Origin of the sequence: Alteromonas confluentis, assembly GCF_001757105.1 — a bacterium.
In the GTDB taxonomy this organism is placed as follows: Bacteria; Pseudomonadota; Gammaproteobacteria; order Enterobacterales; family Alteromonadaceae; genus Alteromonas; species Alteromonas confluentis.
Map to the genome: position 1 here is coordinate 18,293 of NZ_MDHN01000010.1, position 20,757 is coordinate 39,049.

General features: G+C 47.3%; 19 protein-coding genes. 5 read left to right on the forward strand and 14 right to left on the reverse strand.

Annotation, left to right across the window (positions count from 1 at the left end):
- Nucleotides 1-24 precede the first annotated feature (24 nt).
- On the forward strand, nucleotides 25-1,695 hold the full coding sequence (locus BFC18_RS04625) for a response regulator (protein ID WP_245680339.1): 1,671 nt from the start codon (nucleotides 25-27) through the stop codon (nucleotides 1,693-1,695).
- Here BFC18_RS04625 and BFC18_RS04630 read toward each other — a convergent pair.
- Both BFC18_RS04630 and BFC18_RS04635 read right to left on the reverse strand, forming a co-directional pair.
- Nucleotides 1,666-2,625 (reverse strand): DMT family transporter, encoded by a 960-nt coding sequence (locus BFC18_RS04630; protein ID WP_245680340.1) that lies wholly within the window; start codon nucleotides 2,623-2,625, stop codon nucleotides 1,666-1,668. The genes BFC18_RS04625 and BFC18_RS04630 overlap by 30 nt on opposite strands.
- Nucleotides 2,626-3,471: a DUF6279 family lipoprotein gene (locus tag BFC18_RS04635; RefSeq protein WP_070124036.1), complete on the reverse strand. Its 846-nt coding sequence runs from the start codon at nucleotides 3,469-3,471 to the stop codon at nucleotides 2,626-2,628.
- Nucleotides 3,472-3,707: 236 nt separating this feature from the next.
- On the opposite strand from BFC18_RS04635, the gene BFC18_RS04640 reads away from it, so the two are divergent.
- On the forward strand, nucleotides 3,708-4,706 hold the full coding sequence (locus BFC18_RS04640) for a 6-phosphofructokinase (protein ID WP_070124037.1): 999 nt from the start codon (nucleotides 3,708-3,710) through the stop codon (nucleotides 4,704-4,706).
- 70 nt (nucleotides 4,707-4,776) lie between these two features.
- On the opposite strand, the gene BFC18_RS04645 is transcribed toward BFC18_RS04640, so the two are convergent.
- The 4 genes from BFC18_RS04645 to BFC18_RS04660 all read right to left on the reverse strand — a co-directional run bounded on the left by BFC18_RS04645 (nucleotide 4,777) and on the right by BFC18_RS04660 (nucleotide 8,008).
- Complete coding sequence (locus BFC18_RS04645) at nucleotides 4,777-5,604, reverse strand: LytR/AlgR family response regulator transcription factor (RefSeq protein WP_070124038.1); 828 nt, start codon at nucleotides 5,602-5,604, stop codon at nucleotides 4,777-4,779.
- A 10-nt stretch (nucleotides 5,605-5,614) separates the two neighbouring features.
- Complete coding sequence (locus tag BFC18_RS04650; RefSeq protein ID WP_070124039.1) at nucleotides 5,615-6,679, reverse strand: sensor histidine kinase; 1,065 nt, start codon at nucleotides 6,677-6,679, stop codon at nucleotides 5,615-5,617.
- A 142-nt stretch (nucleotides 6,680-6,821) separates the two neighbouring features.
- Nucleotides 6,822-7,283 carry an Mpo1 family 2-hydroxy fatty acid dioxygenase gene (locus BFC18_RS04655; RefSeq protein WP_070124040.1) on the reverse strand — a complete coding sequence of 154 codons (462 nt, stop codon included), beginning with the start codon at nucleotides 7,281-7,283 and terminating at the stop codon, nucleotides 6,822-6,824.
- A gap of 47 nt (nucleotides 7,284-7,330) precedes the next feature.
- Entirely contained in the window at nucleotides 7,331-8,008 is a 678-nt protein-coding gene (locus tag BFC18_RS04660) for a flagellar brake protein (protein WP_070124041.1), read from the reverse strand.
- Between the two features lie 110 nt (nucleotides 8,009-8,118).
- Between BFC18_RS04660 and BFC18_RS04665 the strand changes: the two genes are divergently transcribed.
- A complete protein-coding gene (locus BFC18_RS04665; RefSeq protein ID WP_070124042.1) occupies nucleotides 8,119-9,891 on the forward strand; it encodes a M61 family metallopeptidase in 1,773 nt (590 codons plus the stop codon).
- A gap of 84 nt (nucleotides 9,892-9,975) precedes the next feature.
- Here BFC18_RS04665 and BFC18_RS04670 read toward each other — a convergent pair whose 3' ends face one another.
- From BFC18_RS04670 to yejK, 3 genes are all read right to left on the reverse strand, one after another.
- Nucleotides 9,976-10,806 (reverse strand): M23 family metallopeptidase, encoded by an 831-nt coding sequence (locus BFC18_RS04670; RefSeq protein ID WP_070124043.1) that lies wholly within the window; start codon nucleotides 10,804-10,806, stop codon nucleotides 9,976-9,978.
- Nucleotides 10,806-11,678 (reverse strand): 6-carboxytetrahydropterin synthase, encoded by an 873-nt coding sequence (locus BFC18_RS04675; RefSeq protein WP_070124044.1) that lies wholly within the window; start codon nucleotides 11,676-11,678, stop codon nucleotides 10,806-10,808. The genes BFC18_RS04670 and BFC18_RS04675 overlap by 1 nt, the downstream gene beginning before the upstream one ends.
- Nucleotides 11,679-11,849: 171 nt before the next feature.
- Nucleotides 11,850-12,905, reverse strand: a complete 1,056-nt coding sequence (gene yejK / locus BFC18_RS04680) for a nucleoid-associated protein YejK (RefSeq protein ID WP_070124045.1) — start codon at nucleotides 12,903-12,905, stop codon at nucleotides 11,850-11,852.
- Between the two features lie 150 nt (nucleotides 12,906-13,055).
- Between yejK and BFC18_RS04685 the strand changes: the two genes are divergently transcribed.
- Both BFC18_RS04685 and BFC18_RS04690 read left to right on the forward strand, forming a co-directional pair.
- On the forward strand, nucleotides 13,056-13,271 hold the full coding sequence (locus BFC18_RS04685; RefSeq protein WP_070124046.1) for a YejL family protein: 216 nt from the start codon (nucleotides 13,056-13,058) through the stop codon (nucleotides 13,269-13,271).
- 9 nt (nucleotides 13,272-13,280) lie between these two features.
- Complete coding sequence (locus BFC18_RS04690; protein ID WP_070124047.1) at nucleotides 13,281-14,798, forward strand: DUF3413 domain-containing protein; 1,518 nt, start codon at nucleotides 13,281-13,283, stop codon at nucleotides 14,796-14,798.
- Between the two features lie 91 nt (nucleotides 14,799-14,889).
- Here BFC18_RS04690 and BFC18_RS04695 read toward each other — a convergent pair whose 3' ends face one another.
- From BFC18_RS04695 to BFC18_RS04715, 5 genes are all read right to left on the reverse strand, one after another.
- Nucleotides 14,890-15,717 (reverse strand): putative RNA methyltransferase, encoded by an 828-nt coding sequence (locus BFC18_RS04695; protein ID WP_070124048.1) that lies wholly within the window; start codon nucleotides 15,715-15,717, stop codon nucleotides 14,890-14,892.
- Between the two features lie 141 nt (nucleotides 15,718-15,858).
- Nucleotides 15,859-16,749: a 3-hydroxyisobutyrate dehydrogenase gene (gene mmsB / locus BFC18_RS04700; RefSeq protein WP_139138958.1), complete on the reverse strand. Its 891-nt coding sequence runs from the start codon at nucleotides 16,747-16,749 to the stop codon at nucleotides 15,859-15,861.
- Nucleotides 16,746-17,891 carry an enoyl-CoA hydratase/isomerase family protein gene (locus BFC18_RS04705; RefSeq protein WP_070124050.1) on the reverse strand — a complete coding sequence of 382 codons (1,146 nt, stop codon included), beginning with the start codon at nucleotides 17,889-17,891 and terminating at the stop codon, nucleotides 16,746-16,748. Before BFC18_RS04705 ends, mmsB begins: the two co-directional genes overlap by 4 nt.
- A gap of 67 nt (nucleotides 17,892-17,958) precedes the next feature.
- The gene (locus BFC18_RS04710; RefSeq protein ID WP_070124051.1) at nucleotides 17,959-19,113 is read right to left on the reverse strand and encodes an acyl-CoA dehydrogenase family protein; all 1,155 of its coding nucleotides are present in this window, start codon (nucleotides 19,111-19,113) and stop codon (nucleotides 17,959-17,961) included.
- A gap of 12 nt (nucleotides 19,114-19,125) precedes the next feature.
- Nucleotides 19,126-20,613, reverse strand: a complete 1,488-nt coding sequence (locus tag BFC18_RS04715) for a CoA-acylating methylmalonate-semialdehyde dehydrogenase (protein WP_070124052.1) — start codon at nucleotides 20,611-20,613, stop codon at nucleotides 19,126-19,128.
- Nucleotides 20,614-20,757: the final 144 nt, after the last annotated feature.

Here is a 20,757-nt window from a genome sequence, read left to right on the forward strand (position 1 = left end):
TTTCGTCTAAGTGGTACGATCATTATGTCGACGAATAGAAAAGGGCGACTATCGATGAATTATGCGGACAAACGCGTGTTGATTATTGAAGACCAGCGCCCTTTTCTGCTGGTCCTTCGCGGCCTCATGCATTCAATGGGCGCCACCGAAGTGGTCACCAAATCATCCGCAGAACAAGCGCTATCATTATGTAAAAAGCGCAAGTTCGATATCGTCATTTGCGATCTTCATCTCGGATCTGACAAGAAGAACGGTTTCGAATTCATAGAAGAATTAAAAATGCGTCGCTTAGCTAAGCCAGACTGTATCGTGATGTTGATCAGTGCCGACAGCACACGACCCTACGTACTAGGCTCTTTGGAACGCACACCAGACGACTATCTAATAAAGCCTTTTTCTCAAAACCAGTTAAGCACACGTCTTGAACGCTGCTGGCATAAACGCCAAGTCCTTCTGCCCATTTATCAAGCCCTCGATAACGCCGATCTCACAGAAGCACAAAAAGAGGCAGAAAAGCTGCTGAAAACAAATAAAAGCTATCGCGGCTCAATAGCACGGCTTCTGGTAGAAATTTATTGGCGGGAGAAGCGCTTTGAACAGGCGCTAAGTGTACTTAGCGATTTTGATGAAGACAGGCCAGTGCCCTGGCTACAAACGGCGTTGGCGCGAAATTGGCTTAAACTGGGCCAAATCGATAAGGCACGAAAAACGGCATGTGCTGTTGTTCAGCAAAGTAAATTTAATGCCGAGGCATACGATGTTATTGCTGAGTGCCAATTACACAATAATGAACCTGAAGCAGCGGCTGAAACCATCAAGCAGGCGATCAAAATCAGTCCATATTCAACCGACCGTCATCATATTGCCAGCGAAATTGCCCGCGAAAATGCAGATTACGTAATGATTAGTGAGTGTGCCCTGGCCATTTGGAAGTTGTCCCGCAAAGTTACAAGAAACAATGCCAACGTGTGGTGTAATTACATTGGCAGTATTCTTGAAGTGGCTGAGCATGCTGACGATAAACGTACACGCAATAAATATCAGCACGAGGCTAGCCTTGCCGTGCAACGGGGTAAAAGTGATGATTATCTGTCTCGATACAACGACGATTTCGACTTCACCATTTATGAGGCACTCTTCAATGCCAGACTTCATAGCCTCGACGGTAAATTGATTGAAGCAAAACGAGTGTTGTCTGGCGGACAGCAAGCCATTGAAGAAAAGTACGATCACTATCCCCAAAGCTACATTCCTGACAGCATAAAAGTGCTTTACGCCGTGGGTGAATATGACGAAGCGGAAGCATTGGCCGCACTGGCAAGTGATGACCAGATGAACCGGTTTACCGACAGTACACTCAAGTCGGAACAGACTAAAGCCCTGGAAAAAAGACAGTTATACGCTCGACATAACAAAGAAGGCATCGATCATTACCAAGCCGGTGATTACACTGCCGCCCGCCGCTCTTTCACAAGTGCATTGCAATTTGCGCCAGTGAATACCGGCGTCGCATTGAATTTGCTGCAGTGTGTGGTGAAGTTAATGCATGCGCAAACAAAACAAGAACCTGGCTTACAAAATGAATCCCGCCGTTTGTTAACCATGCTGGAGGGCCAATCCCTGAAGCAGCAGTACGCACAAAAACTGTCTGATTTAAAAGAAGAGCTATCCGGCCTTACCAGCAAGGCGGCTTGATAAAACCGTTTTTTGCTTCTTCCGCCCTAAAGCAGCCAGCATTGAACCACACACCACTAAAAACCCACCTGTATACGCAATACTATCGAGATCAGGCTGATGGAAAACCTCCGGCGCAATGTTCTCGGCTATCGTCATACTGATGAACGTAAACAATGGCTGAACCGCCAGCACCGCACTGACTTTCGAGGCATACCACACGCGCATGGCTTCGGTAAACGCCCCGTAGGCGACCAATGTATTAAGACAACAAAATACCAGGGCGGCAAATTGAATAGTGTCAATCGCCATAATCTCGCCAGGTGTACTCACCGGCAATAACAATACACTACCTAACAGATACATGATCAACGTTAACTGACGGGCGGACAACGACTTTAACAGCGGCTTTTGTGCTAATGCATAACACGCCCAGGCGATGGCTGAGCCCGCGATGATGACAATACCCCATACACTTTCTGTTTCCGACGCAAAGATTTGTGGCAGTCGCTGATTAAAAAACAAGCCGAGTCCGCAAACCAGCAGCACCGCACCGCAGAACTGCACTTTGGTAAACGACTCTTTGTAAATAAGAATGCCGCCAAGCATCAACACAAATGGCGCAATTTGCATTAATACCTGGGCGCTGGATGCACTGAGAAATCGTAGCCCCATTACATTGGTTACGTAGTTAGTCACCAACATGATGGTGGCGCCGATGGCCAACCACCACGCCTTTTTTGACAACATGTTTAACGTTGGAATATTGTTATTCAGTTGCAGTAAAGCAAGTACTACCACGCCCGCCGTGATAAAGCGGAAAAATGTAATGGTGGGGCTGTCCATCACGGTTAAACACAGCGTAAGCGCTACGGGTAACACACCCCAAAGAAAAGCCGTTAACAGTGAGAGTAAAAAACCATAAACAGGCCGGTACGCGGTATCCAACAATTAATCATCCAATAAATCCTCAAGGTCGCTAATCATATCGTCGATTTGAGCTACAAGCTTGCGTTTTTGCTTAGCAGTAAGGGTTTGAGAGATTTCGGCCGCCAATTTGGCATGCTGGGTTCGATTGTTATTCCAGACATCAAGAAACTCGGGGCTGCGATACTGTTCAGGATTCATCATTAATGCTGTTAAATCATTCACGAAATCAGGGTTATTTTCACGATTAGCAAACAGTGCCCGTGCACGCTGCTGCAAATCACGGCGATAATTTAGCCATAACCGGCTTGAACGCTTAAACGTTGGCGCGAATCTGTCTATGATGGCTTTTTGTTCGTCAGTAAGGGCGCCGATGCGAGACGACATATCCTCTCGGAGGTCTTCTATACGTTGGTTCGCCTGTTCTTCTGGTGATTTCTCGTCGATTTCATTAATCGACGATTCAGATTCTTTATTGTCTTTTTCCAGGGCAGCAAACAGGCGAATAACCTGCTCGTCAGATAGTTTTTGCGCCATGTTTGCCAGCTCGGGGGTAATTTCTGCCCGTAACCGCTGCCAATGCGCCGTGGCTTTTTCATAGTGTGACAGCAAACGTGATTCGGTAAGCGAGTTTTCATTAAGATCGTCGCGAACCGCATTAAGATGCGCAATATAACGTGGCATTTCCTCGCTGCGATGCCAGTCTATCCATTGTTCCAATCGCTTATCAAAGATGGCTTCCTGTTGATCGTTTAATTCAACGTAGTCATCCATGTACCAGTAAATCAGCCAATCCAGATTGTTATAAGCGAGTTTGCTACTGCAACCGCTCATGAACAACATCAACAACACTAGCCAGCATTTTTTCATTGAATATCCGCGTTCAGTAAATGATTTGAAAGTAGCACTAAGACGATTACACTCACAGTACAAGGTTTTATGCCGCGGTTAAACCGTCATTAATGCTTAGTAACATTTTGAATTTTAGATAAGAGCTAAACCTTTCATGATGGTTCAACAGGTGGAAAAATTTTAAGCTGACCGACATCAATAGTCATCGCCGGTGATGCTGTCATAATGGCATGACTTAACTGTAAGGAATTTCCATGAGTAAGAAAGTGGCTATTCTCACCTCTGGTGGTGACGCTCCCGGAATGAACGCCTGTATCCGCGCCATCGTTTTAGTCTGTGAACGTTCTGGTTTTGATGTGTTGGGTTATCTTCATGGATACAATGGCTTACTAAAACAGCAATACCGCGAACTCGATGCTCGCCAAATGCACAACCTTACGCAACGGGGTGGCACGATATTGCACAGTGCCCGCTGCCTCGAATTTAAAACCGACGAATCGGCCCGATTAGCCGCTGCCAATTTAGATGAACTCGGAGTAACAACCTTATTTGTGATTGGCGGTGACGGCTCATTTCGCGGTGCACAGCATCTGGGCAATTTTTGGGACGGGCAAATCATTGGTCTGCCGGGCACCATCGATAACGATATTGTAGGCACAGATGCCACCATTGGGTATTTCACCGCCATCGAAACGGCGGTGCAATCCGTGGATAAAGTCAGAGATACAGCAGATGCCTTTGAACGGGTTTTCCTTGTCGAAGTCATGGGGCGTCATGCGGGCTTTCTGGGATTAAACGGTGCCCTTGCGTCCGCATCAGACTATGTCATCCTGCCTGAGCTTTTTGAGAATGAAGAAAAAACACTGAAAGATATTCTTACCCAGCTCAATGAACGTCGAGACCAACGAGGCAATGTAAGCTACATCATCATTTTAGCTGAAAACCTCTGGCCTGGCGGTATTGCCGACCTTGTTAGCAAACTTGAGCAGCGAACAGAAACGGAAGTGCGACCGGTGATCTTAGGTCATGTCCAACGAGGCGGTTCGCCGGTATCTCAAGACCGTCTGTTAGCCATGAAACTGGGCGCACACGCCGCTACACTCATTGGCAAACCAATAACCGGCATCATGGTTGGCGAGCAAAATGGACAAGCAGTGGAAGTGCCCTTACCGCTTACATGGGAACACAGCAAACCACTAGACGATCTATCGGTGAACACCATGACATTATTGATGAATAACCGTTACGCGTAACGGTAAACAGGACATTTTTCCTAGACAAGATAAACAAAAACGGAGCTAAATAGCTCCGTTTTCCAAGCAGTTACATTTTCATTGCCGCTTTCACTTTATCTCGATGACTACGGCTAACTTTCAACTCTGTATCATTTTGCAAGATAAGGTGGTATTCACCACTAATGTGACTCACCAGCTTTTTAACAAAGCGAATATTAGCGATGGCTGAACGGTGAACACGAACAAACCATTGTGGATTCAGTTCCTGCTCGAGTTCTTTCATGGTTTTACGCATAATGTGCATACCATCGAGAGCATGGACACACATGTAATCGCCGGCAGCATCAATCCACTGAATATCTTGTACCGCAACACGGGTAACTTCCGACCCATCCTTAATAGCTAGTACATCAGGGTATGGATTGGTTTCAATTTCTTCGCCGCTTGCCAGTTTGCGCAAGATTTCTTCGCAATCATCACCGGTGAGTTCCGCAACCAGATTCACCAATTTACGGGACTGCTCATCCTGATGCTGCGTAGAATAATACTCACGTACTTTTTTCAATGCATCGGACAAACGCGCATCGTCTGCGGGTTTTAGCAAGTAGTCTACTGCGTGGATATCAAAGGCTTTAATTGCATAGCTATCGTAAGCCGTAACAAACACGATCATAGGAATTGGCTGATTCAATTCCCGCAGCTTATGAATTACTTGAAAGCCATTAAGTCCCGGCATCTGAATATCCAGAAATACCAGATCGGGACGATTTTTTGAAATAACACTAACCGCATCAAGACCGTTCTGACACTCTGCAACCACTTCAACATCAGTGTGTCGTTCTAAACGCGTGCGTAATCCTTTCCTTGCCAGTGGCTCGTCGTCTACCACGACGGTTTTAATTTTACGATCACTCATATTCTACATCTTATACTTCGTAAGGGATCCGCAGTCTCACGCGTATGCCTGACGGCTGATTATGTTCAACCGAAAAAGCAAAATTGCGCTGATAAAGAGACTGTAAACGTTCCTTAATGTTGACTAACCCTACCCCGTTCTCACGATGTAGTTGACCATTTTTGATTTCTGCACCAGGGCCGTTATCGGCCACGTCGAGTAATAAATCATTACCAAAGGTACGTGCAGAAATAGAAATTCGACCACCATTTTCCATTCTGGAAATGGCGTGTTTAATTGCGTTTTCAATTAACGGCTGGAGGATCATGCTGGGAACCAGCGCGGAATCACATTCGTCATCAATATCCCACACAACGTCCAATCTATCATCAAACCGGACTTTTTCAATTTCTAAATACAATCTAAGCACTTTGATTTCTTCGCCCAGCGATACCCGTTTGATAGGATCGTTGTCTAAGGAGTAGCGAAGAAAATCACTTAAACGGGATACCATAGCTTCTGCAATGTCATTTTCTTTAAGCAAGATCAGTGTGGAAATTGCGTTTAAGGTGTTGAAAAGAAAATGTGGGTTAAGCTGATAGCGCAGCATTTTGATGTGCGCCTGATGTGCCATAGTACTGGCCTTCAGCGCATTCTGCTTTTCTTTTTGCAGCATCTGGAAGTTTTTGATACCGAAATACGTGCCGGTCCAGCAACCCACCATAATAAGTGAATTAATGGTGTTGGTAAAATAAAGGTACCAGGTATCAGGACGATAGCCGTGTTTATAAATTTCCCAGTAATTGACATTTTTTACCACGGCCCACACAAGCGCGACCACATAGCAGGACAACACCACAACAATCACCATTTTCATTGGTGACTGGGTGCGCGCCCAGCGGAAAATATAACGAAGAGGAACGGTAAGAAGCCAGCCAGCATAGGCATTCAGTAAAATAATGAACACCCAAATAGGACGCACATCATGAAGGAACGAGCCGATATAATAAATTAGTGCAAACCCTGCCCAGCCTACACTGTGCAAAGTCCAGAACAAGCGCTCGTTGCTTTCGAAAAGTTGTTGCCAGCGACTCACTTTATTACCGATAAATCAAATAGTAATTTTATTATACGCAGTTTGCTGATGAACGTGACTGACTTGGTCGTGCCTCGGGGGCTTCTGGTCGCAGTGATGAATAGCATTTAAACGAAGTAATTGCCCCAGCTAAGCGTTTCAATTACCAGTTAATATTCATTCTTTTAAACCAATGGGTCCACCACCATGCAGGCCCAACAAGCAGAAATCGCACGTCATCAAGAAACGAGGGTTTCTTTCCTTCTATTTTGTGACCGACAAATTGCAGAATCCACATAACCACAAATAACAGCAAACTAAATTGCCATACCGAAATACCCAGTGAATCAATTAGGTTGATAATGCCAAAACTGACAATGGTAAGAAATGTCATGGCTGCACCTATCGGCCCCGACAACATGAAGTAGTAGTAAAGTGCCGGCAACACCAGAATGTGTGCCCAGGTTAAATCGGTTTCAGCGAGAAAAGCCGGTAACGGAATGCTCCACAACAATCCCAGCGTGACAAGATAAATAGACGGCACCGCAATCGCGTGAATGAGCACATTGGTGTGATTGCGATGGCTTTCTTCGTATTTCGTGAGTAGTGTTTCAATGTGACGCATTAATGCTCCTTACCAGGCATAAGAAGCAGACCCCACCTTAATGTGCTTCACAATGCGAGTATGTATCTGTCTATCAATATTTCCACAGCGGCTAATTCACCGGTGAATTGAATACCGTAGTAAAAGTAGCCTTTTACTTCAGCGACGTTTTTCACTTTGCTCTCTATCCTAATCGTATCGCCATCTAATTTACAGCCCAATGTTATCATTTTGTTAGCATCGAATTTTAGATCTGGGTCATCCGATTTGATGGCCAATTTGCATCCGGTTTTAGACACATCAATGATGAGCCCTCTAACGCGCTCTTTTTCTTCACTATCAGTGTAGACGCTAACTGGAATTCCGGGCTGAGCGCGTTGATCACTACGCAAACCCAGCTTCTGAATTCTATCGGGAAATGTCGTAATGAGCATAGAAACCGGTTTACTAAAGGCCTTCATCAACGACACTTTAAATGCAATCACCTCACCGTAGCCGCCTTCAATGATAAAGCGAACCACCACTTCACTGCCTGCGGCTAAATGCCCACGTACATTCGCCCACTTGTGGGTATTGGGAATTTGGAAGAAAAAGGCTTTGCCAATATCCATGCCGATATAGTGAGTTTTCAGACGCTGAACCGATACGGGCGTATCAACCTGCACGTCTACTACCGTACCCGGTTGCAGATTGCGTAAAGCCGCGATGTCTTCTTTGTTCAGACCAAGCGCATCCTGTTTACTCATTAATCCGTTAACTCCTTTGTGATCGCCATGATTTTATAACAGGTTTCCTTGCTGACAAAGTGTGTTGTCTAGGGCATCATTAATTACCGCTTTATTTATCGGGTGTTTCAATGACATCACTTCGTTACGACATTTCTGTTCTTTCACGTTCACAGCATACGTTCTCCGTCACAATGACAATTCCGGCTACAGACCATGATGTGTTGGTGCTCGCTCTCCCAGCCTGGATCCCGGGAAGCTATATGGTGCGTGATTTTGCCCGAAATATCATCACGCTCAATGCAACCAACGCGTCAGGCGAGTCACTCGCTGTGGAAAAAACAGATAAACAAACCTGGTCGCTGGTCACCAACAAACAAGCAGCCAGTGTCATTTATACTGTTTATGCTTTCGACCTATCGGTACGCGCAGCCTATCTCAATGACGAATACGGATTTGTGAATGGTACCAGTGTGTTTCTGGAAGTGCCGGCGTTATCCAACGCGACGTGTGAAGTGACCGTATCGTTGCCAGAAGCCCTCGATCACTGGCACGTAGAAACCAGTATGCCGCTAACCGATCAAAATGGCGCGCATTATTTGTGTGAAAATTATGCCGAACTTATCGATCACCCCCTCTTTATGGGTGAATGTGTGCTCGACAGCGTTAACGTAGACGGCGCGGAATTTGTATTCCTGTTCAGTGGCAATACGCCTATTAATACCAAACGCATTTGCGAAGACATGGTACCGGTATGTCAGCATCACCTTTCTTTGTTCGGAAAACCATACCCTGTCGATCGCTACATCTTTATGACGCTGCTCAGTGACGCAGGTTTCGGCGGCCTGGAGCATCGCAGTTCAACCGCCCTGCTTTATCCCCGTTTTGATTTACCACTGGAACGTGAAGGTGGCGCTAAAACAGATCAATACGTCACCTTCCTCAGCCTGTGTTGCCATGAATTGTTTCATACGTGGCATGTAAAGCGATTACGCCCTGCCGTTTTTCTCACACCGGATCTCAGCCAGGAAGTGTACACGCCTCAACTATGGATTTATGAGGGCTTTACCAGTTTTTACGATGACGTCACGTTGGCGCGAACTGGGTTGATATCGCCGGAAAAATATTTGGAGATTGTGGGTCAGAACCTTACCCGCCTACAAGTAACAAAAGGCCGCTTTAAGCAATCTGTGGCGGAATCCAGTTTTGATGCATGGACAAAGTTCTACAAACAAGACGCCAGTGCACCCAACAATATTGTCAGCTATTACACCAAAGGCGGCATTATCGCATTTGGGCTGGATTTATTGTTGCGTAGAGCGTCGGCTGGCAAGTTTTCGCTAGATAATCTGATGCAAGCACTGTGGCGAGATTACGGGGCCGACGAAAAAGGCACACCAGACGACGTCATAGAGAAAGTGTGTCAGTCTGAATTCAACATTGATGTGTCTGACTATCTGCAGAAAGTGGTTTATGGCTACGAAGATGTACCACTTAATGATTGGCTGGCAGATATCGGCTTGTGCCTGCACACGCGGCCTAAAAACTCAGCCGCCGATCGCGGTGGCGTTCCACCCTCGCCGGCGTATCAAAAACACCCGCTGGGCGCTGCCATTAAATCTGCCGATTTGGGTGTGACAGTACAGGTAGTATTTGAAGGCGGTGCCGCTGATCTCGCCGGTCTACAGGTGAATGATAAGATCATCGCCCTTGAAGGCTACGTGGTTGGTGATGTACTGCTGCAACGTCTGCTTAATCAAACAGATAAAACAGAACTCGCAATCACTGTTATCCGTGATGGTCGGTTGCTTACTCTGAAATTGCCGGTTATCGAAGAACGCCAGGAAGCTTGTTACTTCACCATCGAGGATAAAGAAAAACTGGCGGAATGGCTCACTAGCTAAGGTGCCTTTAGCAGAATGAATGTGCCTTAAACACAAAACGACGGTTGCAACCGTCGTTTTTGTTTATCACTTCAATCGCTAAGATCAATGTCGCGCGGGTACCAGCAAGGCCGGATCAAGGCGCATCTTACCAAGATTCAGGCGCCAGTCTAAATGGGGCCCAGTAGCACGGCCTGTGGCACCAATTTTACCAATAGGATCGCCCTGCTTTAAAACATCGCCCACTTTCACATCAGACGCATCGAGGTGCAAAAATGTGGAATACACACCCATCCCGTGATCAAGAATGACGGTGTTGCCGCTGTAATACAAATCATCCGATAACGTAATAACGCCTGCAGCCGGTGCAACCACCAGTGTGCCCGTCGGCGCGCCCACATCAACGCCATAATGTGGTGTTTTTGGTACACCATTTAATACACGCTGACTGCCGTAAACACCGGTGATAGGGCCTTCTGCTGGCCAGACGAACCCGGTGAACAATGCATCAAGCTCAGAAACGCCTGCTCTTGCTTTACCCACATTGGCACTATCGCGATTGATTCTGTCGATGGTTTCTTGTGGCGGCGTGACCATGGAAGGTTTAAGGCCGTCTATGCGCTGAATATTGTAATCACGCTTTTTAAGCGTGATGTCACGATTGCCGGATGACCCATCTGGCAGTGTCCAGCTAAGACGATGATTCAGTTTGGCATCACGGGCAAAGCCGAATACAAACTTGCCCTGGTCATTTTGCTTCAGTGTTTCCCCATCGAGCATAATTTTGCTTCCAACGGGTAATTGACCACGAAATAAACTGCCCTGGGTAAACTTTCCGTTCAATACAAGCCCAGAGTCGTTGGCCTCGGCATGCACCATAGAAGATACACTTAGCAAAAATGTACAGGCCACAACGGCCTGGGCGATGCTTTTCATCAGTCGCACACCAGTGCGCCTTTGCCCACGCCTTCATAAGCAAGAATTTTGACCGCAGCCCCTTGCTTGCGCTGCTTTTCTTGATCATAAATAAACTGTGCCAAACACTCTACGGTAGAATCTGTGGTGACCACTTCACAGTCAGCATCGGGCAACAAAATTTCGAAATAGCCTTGTGATGATTCATAGGCAAAACAGCTGTAAGACTGATCACCTGGCACATCGCCACTGGCCTGACGTTTATCGAAGGCCAGACGGTCTTCTTCCGAAGCAATATAAATGTCTTCCCAGCGAGAAGCCCAGTATTCCTGGCTCTCCAGGCTATTTTGGCCATCGACAAACACATCAATTTTAGAGCGGTGACCATGGGCAATACGCTGACAATTGCCGTCATGCTTTTTTAGCCCGTGGGTGTAATGATAAAACGGCGTTGTGATCACTTCTGTACGCAGGATGAGTTCCAAATTGTCCACATTCTCAGGCAAATGTGTGGCAAGGACTTCCCGCAAATATAAGCCAACGGACTCCATGGTGACGCTTTCACCATAAATGAACGCATAGGCTTCCGCCGGGCAATACAGTTGCAACACCCGGCCATCCTCACAGGTAAAACGCGCATCAACTTGTTCGTCGTCGTTACGAATAATTGCAACATCATTGTAATCGGCAGGTACCAGCAATTTATGGTCGACGTAGTCATCAATCAGGCGCTTAAGATTCTTTTTAACCTTACCGAAATCCTGAATCATACTCTCATCGTTCAGATCGCCAGATAACACCACGTCGACAATCCAGCTTTCACCTACCATGCCGCGCTTAGGGCACAGGTAAGAGAAATCCATAACGGTGAGGTCGTTAACAAATAATTGCATGTAAAACCTTACTACCGGAAATAATCAGCCGGCATTATACGATAAATAACCAAAAGAAACTGTTTCTCATCTTGAAGCCTGGCGAATCATCGCAGCAAGCGAACAGAAACAAAGAATGTGCGATTTTACCACCCACACTGCCAGCCAAGCCAGTGCCGGCGGTAAAATTAGTTAATTTTTTGACTGTCTGGTCAACTGATCTTTCAAATTAGGAGGAATGCCCTTAATGGTAAGGGTATCCGATACGGGGTCGTAAATGACCCGTTCACCTAGAAGCTTTCGCTCAAAGCTTAACGAAACACCGCCGCCTTGGCCGGTGTATTTTGCTAACTGGCGTAACGCAGCAGGATCGGGCTGAATAGACGCTTCCAAGGGTGCATCTAGCGTTTGCGTGAAGGCCTCGAAACTGTGCTCACTGTCGCTTTCGGGTGATAAACGTCCAGACAACTCTGTGATAGACAGGCTTTCTCCCGCATCAATTTTTTCTTTAAAGTAAGATTTTACTTCTTCGCGATGCTGCTCTTGTTCATTACGATCCAGGTTTTCGCTGGCCAGATAAGCGTCAACGGACGAGATAAGCTGTTTATTCTGTTGCTTAATATCCACCAGCTCTTCACAGCCAATGAAATCCATAAAGAAATCTGACACCTTACGACCCATCAACCCTTTAATAAAGCTCACGTAGCGCTTTTGCTCCGGCTGAATTTCAAGCTGTGTAAGATCAATACGTACCGCGAGCTGCATTTTGGCTAAATCAAGGTGCTCGCGGGCATTTAATTCCAACGCCTGGTTAATCTCCACGTGGGAACGGGTGTTTAACAACGTGATCATTAAGTATTGGGTTGCCAGGAATTCATACTGACAAAAAATCAGAAAACCGGTTTGCACACTGCCCGTGTCAGTAAGGGCTTTGATAAGTTTGTCACCCGACGACACCGTAAACTGATGAAAGATGTCTTCTAAATTATCCACCCGTTCTTTTTGCGCATGCATGAAGTCAGCAAGAGAGGCTTTAAACGGCACGCTACCCTCTGCGGTTTCCGCTGAATCGGTAAAGTGGCCAACCCCTTTACCCGGCTTGCTGTTAAAACTGTGGTTTATCTGATGGGCCAATGATTCAATTTCCGGCGTTACTGCAAGGCATTTGTCACGGGGAATAATTGAGAGCTTGCCTTCATCGGTAACGACCAAACGATGAACGACAAAATGGTGAATCAGTGCACTCATAGGCTAAAAGAAGTCCTGTTTGTTAAGAATTTACAGCGTATTTGCGGGATTTACGAATGAATGATTGTTATCACCCGAGCAACGATTATAATCATTTGAAATTAAATTCCATTCTTTTTTGAAAAAGAAAACAGTAAAAGAGGCGTCGCAATGCCCCAACAAAGCCGTTACTCCGATTCGGATTTTGAAGCGCTAATGAATAAAGTTATCCTCACCCTTGAGGAAAATCAGGCAAACAGAGATCTTCAGCTCATGGTGCTGGGAAATGTTATCACCCATATTTTGAATACGCAGGTATCGCCAGCGAGTCGAAAAGCAATGGCAGAACAATTTGCTTCCGTACTGGTAAAAAGTGTCAAGGAATAGGTTGCAACCATGATTTTAGCGGAATCTCCGCGCCGTCAACGCGTTACCCGTCTGGTCAATTGGGGCCACTGGTTCGCTCTGGCAAACATCGCCATCGCAATGATCATTGCTTCGGTGTTTATCTTTTCATCGCCGGCACCGGGTACGTTGCTCGGCGCACTGTATTTAGTGTGCAACTGGTTCGGTCATATTGGCTTTATGACCTTCTCCGGTTTTGTCATATTTGTACTGCCGCTGTGTTACCTGGCCACCAATCCCAGGATCATCAAACTCGCCGCTTCCGCCATCGCTGCTGTAGGGCTCGCCCTCATGGCCTTCGATGCACTGCTGTTTAATCGCACGGGCTTTCATTTAAGTTTCAGTTCCGCCGACTTATTACGCAGCGAAGCCAATACACAAGTCACTGAATTCGGACTGCAACAATGGATGTACCTCTTGCTGTTGTTTGTAGTGTGGTTGGGTTTCCAACTCATTCTTGCCAATGCTATCTGGAAGCGGGTCGAACGTTTGCAACAGCATAAAATTGGCACCAAAGTCATGGTGTTTTTCTTAGGCTGCTTTGTGGCGAGCCATGCTATTCACGTGTGGGCCGATGCCGAGTTGTACCAGCCTATCGTAAAGCAGGACAACATGTTCCCGTTGTCGTACCCGGCCACCGCAAAAACCACCATGTCACGTTATGGGTTACTCGACCTGGATCGTTACCGTGAACGACAACAATTACAGTTTGATCCGGAAATCCACCAAGTGGCTTATCCCACCGAGCCGGTGTACTGCAATATTGAATCAACGCGTACATTTGCACTGGTTGTACAAACTGACGATGCTCCACTGCCCGACTTACCGCAGTTTGATCTCCGTGAAATGGATAACTATTTCACCACCGCATCGTCACTCGATGGCCTGATTCACACCACCTTGTTCGGTGTACCTGAAATCTATCAGGGTACGTTAAAAGACAAGCGTCCCGTACTACTCGCATTGCCTGTCGGTTTGGGCATGCCAGTGTCTATTCATGTTGATGAGACATTGCCAACAGAAGCGCTCAATGGTTACCGCCAGCCGGTGAGTAATAATCACGACGGACTGCATATTGCCTTTTTACCTGCAGCAAAAATTGCAGAAATGCTGAATAACGAGGTGTTTGCGAACAGCGATGTGATTATCGCAACGGGTTTCGATACCGACGGTGGCACCAGCCGCGGGAAGCTATACACCACCTTGAATGTAAAAGGTAAGTTGGCGAGCACCGAAGATTTAGCGCCTACGATCATGAATGCACTTGGTTGTCATGCGCCGGTTCAGTTCTACTCTTCGGGCCAGAACTTGCTTGCGCCGCAACGCAACTGGCTGGTGAGTACCTCTGGAGAGAAAGTCATTGTGGTCCATAACGACCAAATGATTGAAGTGTTAAGCAATGGTAGTTTTGAAATCTCTGATGTCGATACCCGTGCACGCAGTAACGACCCATTAAATGTGGATTTATTAAGCAGGGCAATTAAGCATCTGATCCACTTTTCGAAATAGCCGGCGATATCATTAACCATTAAAAACGCAGGATAAACATCCTGCGTTTTTTGCTTTTAGCCTTATTACTTTTTTATTGTCGCGCTCAGCGCTAAACCGTTTCAGATTTTGCCCACAAACTGACGACAAAATCGGCTTCTATCTGTTTCAAATCGCGAACCAAACTCTCTCGTTTTTCTTCGCTTAATCGCCAGGTAAACGGCGTCATCATAAGCAGAGCGCTAATTTGTTCAGCCGAGCTAAAATTGATATCAAACGACAAAGGTTCTCGTGACTGCAGCACAAAGCCAGCTCTGTGATCAACCGGTTGCTCATGTTTTCGTGGTGTTTGGTAAGCCACCGATTTGAGTGCATACAGATGCTCGGGCCCAGGTGCAACATGCAAGAGTAGTCCACCCGGCTTTAATACCCGGTGGAGTTCTTCATCATCACCAGGTGCAAATACCTGAAGCACCACGTCCACCGCGTTATTTTCTACCGGTAAATCAAAACTACTGGCAACCACGAATTGCGCCTGCTTGTATTGGCGCGCGGCAAAGTCGACGGCACTTTTTGCAATATCACTACCAGCCGCAGAAACTGACACCCCATGATTTTGTAACGCGCACTGCACTTCGTTCAAATAGCTGCCTTCACCACAGCCGGCATCGTACAGGCTTAATTCGCCTGTTTTTGTTTTCAGCGCCGATATCAGTCGCGTTGCCATTTTGTCCATCAACGGTTGATAGCCGCCCGTTTGATGAAACATCTGTCGAGCTGAAAGCATATCTTTGCTGTCGCCAGGTTGTTTACTGCCCTTTTTATGTACTGGAAGTAAATTGACATAACCCCGCTTGGATACGTCAAAACGGTGGTTATTCTCGCAGTACCAAACGGTATCGGTAGTAAGGGAAGACTGGCATAACGGGCATCGCCACATGGATTGGTTCTCTTAGCGGTAAAATCCGGGGCAATGTAGCAAAAATAACGGCAAGAAGTAAGCGCTGCCTGGCAAACGCGCAAAGTAGAAAGTTGGGCAGAAATTAACCCATTACTGCCCTGTCACTGGTGACCGTAAGCATTAACTGTTTCGGCTATAGAAATTAAAAATACTGGAAAAGTCCTGAGTTGCGGTATCGTTACGCTGGTGCAACCGATAAAGTTGCTGCGCCGCAGCGCCCATGGGTGTGGCTGAACCGCTTGCAGCGCTGGTATCCATTGCTAAGCTCAAGTCTTTGTTCATCAGTTGCACCATGAATCCTCCCTGATACCCGTTCGACGAGGGCACATTGTCCATCACGCCCGGGCAAGGGTTGTATTTCTGTAGAGTCCAGTTACACCCCGAGCTCTGCAACATGATGTCTGACATCACTTTTGGATCAAGGCCGTTGTCAATGGCGAGTTGCAATGCTTCCGACGTACCTGCCATGAGCACCGCAAGCAGCATATTGTTGCAAATTTTGGCAATTTGACCAGCCCCCATCGGGCCGGCATGAAACAGATTGGCACCCATGGCAGATAAAATAGCTTTGGCTTGTTCTACGGCGTTTGTTTCTCCGCCCATAATGAAGGTTAGCGTACCCGCCGTGGCACCGGCTACACCACCAGACACAGGCGCGTCAATAAACGCGTGACCGGCTTTTTCCGCTCCATCACCGACCTGCTTTGCCGTTTGCGCATCAATGGTACTGCAATCGATAATCAACGTGCTTTTGTTAAGATGAGAAAATATACCATCGTCATTAAAATACAGCGCTTTTACGTGGGATGCGGCTGGCAGCATAGATATCACTACATCGGCGTCGGTTACTGCATCTGCGACGTTATCGGCACCGTTGGCCCCCTGCATTGTTAGCTTTTCTACTGCCGCAGGTACCAGGTCATACACCGTTACTTCATGACCTGCTTTTAGCAGGTTTGCCGCCATTGGCGACCCCATGTTTCCTAATCCAAAAAACGCAATATGCATTATGATTCTCCTAAATGTACGAGCGGGTGCGCTTCTTCCCACGGTGGCGCGAAGAAGCCGGCGACAACATCGTCTGGAATGGCGTCGATGTGATTAAAACGCCAGGCAGGATTACCGTCTTTATCAATAAGCAGCGCCCTTATCCCCTCTTTGAGTTCGCCAAATTCAGCGCACCGACACGCCATGATCAGTTCCATACGGAAACAGTCTGACAACGACAACTGTGCACCTTTACTAAATTGCGAGAAGAACAGCGCTGCAGTAAGACTAGAACCGGCTGACAATGACTGTTGCGCACGGCGCAGCCAGGGATCTTCGCCCGCATCAATAGCGAGAAGACCGGCTTTAACGACACTGGCAGTACTCGCCGCACAAATTCGCTCAATCTCTGCCAGCCAAGGTGCAACACGGTCGTTTAGCGCAATACCATCATCGGGCGCTATGGTCGCAGAATGGTCTTGTAGCAAACGAGAAAGCGCACTGCCTGGCGACGCCGTCGATGACCAATCAGTATCTTGCCATTGTGAAATTAGCGCATTCAATCCGCCGCTGTTACAGAGAAAATCGGCCATTCCGTAATTCACCGATTCAGCACCGTTCAACTGCGCCGCCGTCATGCCCAAAAACAATCCGAGTTTATGGTGCAGTCGCGGCAGAAAAAAACTGGCTCCTACATCAGGAAAGAGGCCAATGGAGATTTCCGGCATGGCCAATTTACTGGTTTCGGTGACCACACGATGACTTGCACCTTGTAACAGGCCCATACCACCGCCCATAACAATTCCTGAACCCCATACCACCACCGGTTTGCTAAAAGTGTGGATGGTATGATCGAGTTCGTACTCCACGGTGAAAAATGATTTGATAAATGGAGGCACCGTATCGGGTTGCTCTGCCATTGCGTGATACATCGAAACGATGTCGCCACCCGCACAAAACGCTTTATCACCCACACTGTCAATCAGCACAAACACCATGTCATCGGCTTGTTCCCATTGCTTCAACACAGCGAGCATTGTGGTTGCCATGTCTACGTCCAGCGCATTCAGTGCTTTTGGTTTATTCAGCGTCAGTTGTCCGAATCGCTGTCCGCAGCGGGTACGATGTTCTGTCGCAATCACCTTTTGTTGTTCGTTCACAAGCATATCCTTGTCGGCATTAGGTATCAGATGTGGGCTATCAAGCATCACCAGCCTAGTCTATTTGGCTGGGTTATAACACAGAACCCATGTCCGCGATGAGTCGGCGACCGATGATCACGCGCATAATCTCATTCGTACCTTCCAAAATTTGGTGCACACGTACGTCGCGTACATGTCGCTCTAGCGGATATTCTTTTATGTAGCCGTATCCACCATGTATTTGCAGTGCCTCGTTACACACCATAAAGCCTGCATCAGTAGCGAATCGTTTTGCCATGGCGCAATAGGTGGTTTTATCAGCATCATTGTTATCCAATTTAAACGCAGCCAGGCGAACCAACTGGCGAGCCGCAACCAATTCTGTGGCCATGTCGGCCAATTTGAACTGAAGCGCCTGAAAGGCTGCCAGTGGTTTGCCAAACTGCTCCCTATCGTTAAGGTACTGCCTTGCGGTTTCCAGCGCCTGTTGGGCTGTGCCAACGGAGCAAGTTGCGATGTTCACTCTGCCGCCATCCAGCCCCTGCATTGCCATACTGAAACCTTCACCTTCATTGCCTAATAAAGCCGATGCAGGCACATGCACATTCTCAAAGGTAATCATGCGCGTTGGCTGCGCGTTCCAACCCATTTTTTCTTCTGGCTTACCGTAACTCACGCCCTCTGCATTAGCAGGAACCACAAAAGCCGAAATACCTTTTGGTCCTTCGCCGCCCGTTCGCGCCATAACGACCAGAACATCTGTACTACCCGCGCCAGAAATGAAAACCTTGGAGCCGTTAATCACATAACCATCTTGTGAATTAACCGCCTTGGTTTTTAGCGATGCGGCGTCTGAACCTGCCCCGGGCTCAGTAAGGCAATAAGAAGCAAGCTTTTCTCCGCTAACCAATGCATCACACCAGTCGCTTTTCGCTTCCTCGGTGCCCCAGGTGGCAATCATCCAGGTCGCCATATTGTGAATCGTTAGCATGGCTGTGGTGGTGGTACAGCCCATCGCTAACTGTTCGAAGATTAACGATGAGTCCAGTCGCGACAGCCCCAGGCCGCCAGCGTCTTCCGGTGTGTATAAGCCACAAAAGCCGAGTTCACCCGCCTTGCGTAGGGCTTCTACAGGAAAAATATGTTCTCTATCCCAGCGAGCTGCATTCGGAGCAAATTCCTGAGCAGCGAATTGGCTGGCCGCATCCATGAAGGCGATTTGGTCATCGTTTAAAGAAAAGTCCATTGATGCCTCCTTTTACATTGAAATGGTGAGATTAAGTGGACCAGGAATATCATCGTCTAACCAACGACTCGTAACCGTTTTAGTTTCTGTGTAAAAGCGCACGGCTTGCTTTCCGTAAGCGTGTAAATCGCCGTAAAACGAGTTTTTCCAGCCGGTAAATGAAAAGAACGGGAGTGGCACCGGAATGGGTACATTGATGCCTACTTGCCCCACGGTGACTTCATGCTGATACTTACGTGCAGCCGCACCACTGTTAGTAAATATAGAAGTGCCGTTACCGAAGGGGTTCGCGTTCACCAGCGAAAGCGCTTCGTCCAGAGAGTCAACGGTCATACACGAAAGCACCGGCCCGAAAATTTCTTCCTGGTAAATAGCCATGTCTGGCGTAACCTCTGAAAACACCGTGGCACCAACCCAATTGCCATTTTCGTAACCTGGTACGGTAAAATCAGAGCCGTCCAGCAAACAGTTTGCGCCCTGCTTTTTACCTTGTTCAATTAACGACAGTACACGTTGCTTCGCCGCCGGTGAAATTAACGGGCCAAAGCCGGCTTCGCTGTCGTTCCATAAACCTGGTTTCACCTTGGCAATACGTTCAACCAATTCGGGGATCCACGATTTCGCCTTGCCAACAAATACCGCTGCTGAAATAGCCATACAACGCTGCCCTGCTGCACCAACAGATGCCCCGACGAGATTATTCAATACATGCTCTTTGTTCGCATCAGGCATCACGACGGTGTGGTTTTTTGCACCGGCGAAACATTGGGCGCGCTTCAAATTTGCCGTAGCGGTTTTGTAAATGGCTTGACCTACAGGCACAGATCCCACAAACGAAACGGCTTTGATATGATCATCATTAAGTAAACGGTCGACTTGCGCCTTACCACCATGCACAACGTTAAGTACGCCTGGCGGTGCTCCCGCCTCCAGAAACAGTTCAGCAAGACGGTTGGGAGTCAGCGGGTCCTGTTCTGAAGGCTTGAGCACAAACGTGTTGCCACATGCAATGGCGAGAGGGAACATCCAAAGCGGTATCATTGCCGGAAAATTAAACGGCGTGATGCCAACACACACACCTAAAGGTTGTATGTAGCTGGCAGTGTCAATATTGCGGGCAACGTTTTCTACGGTTTCGCCCATCATCATAGACGGCACATTCATGGCTTGTTCAACCACTTCAATACCACGCCACACATCGCCTTTGGCATCGTCGAATGTTTTGCCTGTTTCGCTGGCCAAAAGTGTGGCCAGTTCATCATGATATTGTTTGAGTAATGCCTGATAACGCATCATCAATCGAGCACGCTCGGTGACAGGCACGTCGCGCCAAGTCTCAAACGCCCTCACCGCACTATCAATGGCTGCGGTCATGTCATCTTCAGAAGCACACTGAATATTGGCGATGGTTTCGTTATTGGCAGGATTAGTCACAGCAATCGTCTGCTCCCCCTTCCCTGACACCCATTCCCCGTTAATCAACATCGGCACGTTTTGCATATCGCTCTCTTTTCATGTTGCTTGCTATTGGCTTATGCAACACCTTAAACAATTCTGAAGGTTTACGTAAACGTTAACGTAAAACAATTAAAAGCATATTGTAAATTTTTTGTGACAACGATTGATGCGTTCAGCACGTTCTGG